The organism is Halomonas sp. 707D4, from assembly GCF_024158685.1.
GTDB lineage: Bacteria > Pseudomonadota > Gammaproteobacteria > Pseudomonadales > Halomonadaceae > Vreelandella.
Genome location: NZ_JAMZBD010000330.1, coordinates 1 through 3,637, shown reverse-complemented (window position 1 = coordinate 3,637; position 3,637 = coordinate 1). Strand labels below are relative to the sequence as shown.

Annotated in this window: 2 protein-coding genes; one reads left to right on the top strand and one right to left on the bottom strand. The window is 67.3% G+C overall.

The window, feature by feature from the left end; translation table 11 throughout:
* The coding region (locus tag BIS11_RS13070) for an NAD(P)/FAD-dependent oxidoreductase (protein WP_253586220.1) at positions 1-676 on the bottom strand (676 nt) is incomplete at its 3' end.
* A 715-nt stretch (positions 677-1,391) separates the two neighbouring features.
* Between BIS11_RS13070 and BIS11_RS13065 the strand changes: the two genes are divergently transcribed.
* Positions 1,392-3,637: molybdopterin oxidoreductase family protein (locus BIS11_RS13065; RefSeq protein ID WP_253586218.1), on the top strand; the 2,246-nt coding region annotated here is incomplete at its 3' end.

The window sequence follows — 3,637 nt, the reverse complement described above, 5'->3', positions numbered from 1 at the left end:
GGCTCGCCTCGAGCACGTGGCCGTCCTCGAGCGCCACGCCGGCCACCGCGCCCTGGCCGTCATCGATCAGGCCGGCAAGCCTGGCGCCGGTGTGAACGGCGAGCCCGCGTGCTCTAAGCGTCTTCTTCAGAAGTGCGCCGGCGTGGGCATCGAGCTGGCGGTTCATCAGGTGCCCGCCACGCTGGAGCACGCTGACCGAAAGGGCGCCGCGGCCGCGCTGGTAGAGCCCCAGGGCCGCCTCGAGCCCTAAGAGACCGCCGCCGATCACCACGGCCTGACCGCCGCGCCGGGCGATCTCGGCAAGCGTTTTGGCGTCCTCCAGGTCGCGAAAGCCGTGCACGCCTTGAAGCTCGATGCCCGGCACCGCCGGCCAGGCGGGGGTCGAGCCGGTCGCCAGCACCAGCGCATCGAAGTCAAGCCGGGCGCGCTCGGTGACCACGCGCTTTTTGCCGGGGTCGATCGCCAGCACCCGTTCGCCAAGGCGCAGGGTGACACCGTGTTCGGCGTACCAGTGCGCTTCGCGCAGCGTCAGCGCCGCACGGTCGGTGTCGCCGGCCAGCAGCGGCGAGAGCAGAATGCGGTTATAGGCCGGCACCGGCTCCTCGCCGATCACGGTGATGCGCGCAGGCCGCGCGGGGGATGTGACCAGCGCCTCGATCAGGCGGTGGCAGGCCATTCCGTTCCCCACGATGACCAGATGGCGCGTACGTTCTCGCGTGCTTTCCTGGGTACTCTGCGTGCTCTCTTGAGAAGAAGGGCGCATGGGGTCTCCCTGTTCGGCGCGGCACCCGTTGGATGCCTGAAACGAAAAACGCCCCCGACGCCGCGTAAGTACGCGGTATCGGAGGCGTCATTGCCTGATGGTTCTGGCGCGCGTTGCCCTCGTTGGCAGTGCGCAGTCGTTTTAACGAGGCAAGAAATTCGCCACGCTTGTACGAAGCTCGATCAACTGGCGATATTTCAAACGCTTGTGAGTTGAAGGGCAGAGGTGAGCTTGCCGCTTCGAGATCGCTTTCGAACGATTCTGGTGCAGGCACCCATCCGCTGCACTCCTATCGTTCTTCTTGCGAGCATGGGCGGTCGGCGATGCCGGCTAAAAATGGCGCGCTTGTTTTTCAAGTCATTGTTTATCAGGTGTTAAAAGACGTTTTTTGACGTTCAGGCCCGAGGGTTGCAGCCATGAGGAGCAACAACCCCATAACACTCATGAGCGCTTTTTTGCTGACACAATGACAAGAGACTCCGGCGACCAATAACTTCAAGCGCCGCAAAAAAACCGATGAGAATGACACCGGCTCGGTGTCCCTGAGACAACGGCGTCCAGGCAGGCCTTTCACGAGGCTTCCTGGGCGCTTTTTGCGTTCTGGCCGACACACGCTCTGGAGACCCCCATGCACGACGCGTCAAGCCCCGCCCGTTCGATCAAAACGACCTGCCCCTACTGCGGCGTTGGCTGCGGCGTCACCGCCACCGTGCGCGATGGGCGGGTGGACGCGGTCGAGGGTGATACCGCGCACCCGGCCAATTTCGGGCGGCTGTGCGTCAAGGGCAGCGCGCTGCACGAGACCCTGGGCGAGCAGGGGCGGCTGTTGACGCCGCGCCTGGATGGCCAGCCCGCCAGCTGGGAGTCAGCACTTGCGGCACTCACCGAGCGCCTGAGCGCGCTTCGGGCGGCCCACGGGCGGAAAACCGTGGCGGCGTATCTGTCGGGTCAGCTTTTGACCGAGGATTACTATGTGGCCAACAAGCTGTTCAAGGGCTTTCTCGGCACGCCGCACCTGGATACCAACTCGCGGCTCTGCATGGCCTCGGCGGTGGCGGGCTACAAGCGCGCCTTCGGCGCCGACGCGGTGCCCTGCTGCTACGAGGATCTCGAAGAGGCGGAGCTGGTCGTGCTGGTGGGCTCGAACCTGGCTTGGAACCATCCGGTGCTCTACCAGCGCCTTAAACTCGCGAAAGAGCGCAACCCCTTGATGCGCGTGGTGGTGATCGACCCGCGCGTCACCGACACCTGCGAGATCGCCGATCTCTACCTGGGCATCCAGCCGGGAAGTGATGCGACGCTGTTCAACGGGCTGCTCGCCTTCATGGCCGAGCGCGGTTACATGGATACGCGCTATCTCGAGCGCCATACCGAGGGCTTCGAGGAGGCGCTCGACGCGGCCAGGGCGAGCGCGCCGAGCGTGGCGGCGGTGGCCGCGGCCTGCGATATCGATGCCGAGCGGCTGGAAACCTTCTACTACTGGTTCGCCCGCCATCTGCACGTGGTCACGCTCTACTCTCAGGGGGTGAACCAGTCCACCAGCGGCACCGACAAGTGCAACGCCATCATCAACGCCCACCTGGCCGGCGGCAAGCTCGGCCTGCCCGGCGCAGGACCTTTTTCGATCACCGGCCAGCCCAACGCCATGGGCGGGCGCGAGGTGGGGGGGCTGGCCAACCAGCTCGCTGCCCACATGGACTACCACACCCCCGGGGCGATCGATCGCGTGACCCGCTTCTGGGCGACCGGGTCACTCACGCCACGTCTCCCCGAGGCCCCCGGCTACAAGGCGGTCGAGCTGTTCGAGGCGATCGAGCGCGGCGAGATCACCGTGCTCTGGGTGATGGCGACCAACCCGGCGGTGAGCCTGCCGGACGCCGCCCGGGTGCGCCGGGCGCTTTCCAAGTGCCCGCTGGTGATCGTCTCCGAGTGCGTGGCCAATACCGACCTGCTGGCGTTTGCGGATATCGTGCTGCCGGCGAGCGGCTGGTCGGAAAAGGACGGCACGGTGACCAACTCCGAGCGGCGCATCTCGCGCCAGCGCGGCCTCTTGCCGCCGCCGGGCCAGGCGCGCCACGACTGGCAGATCTTGTGCGAGGTCGCCAGCCGGCTCGGCTTTGGCGACGCGTTTGGTTATACCCACCCCGGGGAGATCTTCGACGAGCACGCCAGGCTCTCGGGCTTCGAGAACGAAGGCGCGGGCAAACGGCTGTTCGATATCTCGGCGCTTACCGGGCTGGGGCGGGCCGCTTACGATGCGCTCGCGCCCGTTCAGTGGCCGGTGACCCGTGCCGCCCCGCGCGGTACCGCCCGGCTGTTCGAGAAGGGCGAGTTTGCGACCCCAAGCGGCCGCGCCCGGCTGGTGGCGGTCACGCCCCGCGAGCCGGCGCAGGCGCTCTCCACACGCTACCCGCTGCGGCTCAATACCGGGCGCATTCGCGATCAGTGGCACACCATGACCCGCACCGCCCGCGCGCCGCGGCTGATGAATCATCGCGCCGAGCCGTTCGTCGAGCTGCACCCCGATGACGCCGCGCGCGCGGGGCTCGAGAATCAGGACCTGGCCCGGCTTGGTGCTCCCGGCGGCGAGTACCGGGCGCGGGTGCGGGTGTCCAACGCCCAGCGCCGGGGCGAAGCGTTCGTTCCCATGCACTGGAGCGATGAGTTCACCGGCGCCGGGCGCAGCGGGGCGCTGCTCGCCGGGTACACCGACCCGGTTTCCGGCCAGCCGGAAACCAAGCACGGCGCGGTGAGTGTTCGACCGCTTGGCGACGTCTGGCAGGCGACGCTGATGATCCGCGACGGCGCCGAGCCAAAAAGCACCGCCTGGCAGGCGCTCGACTACTGGGCGCGCATTCCCATAGCGGGCTGCAC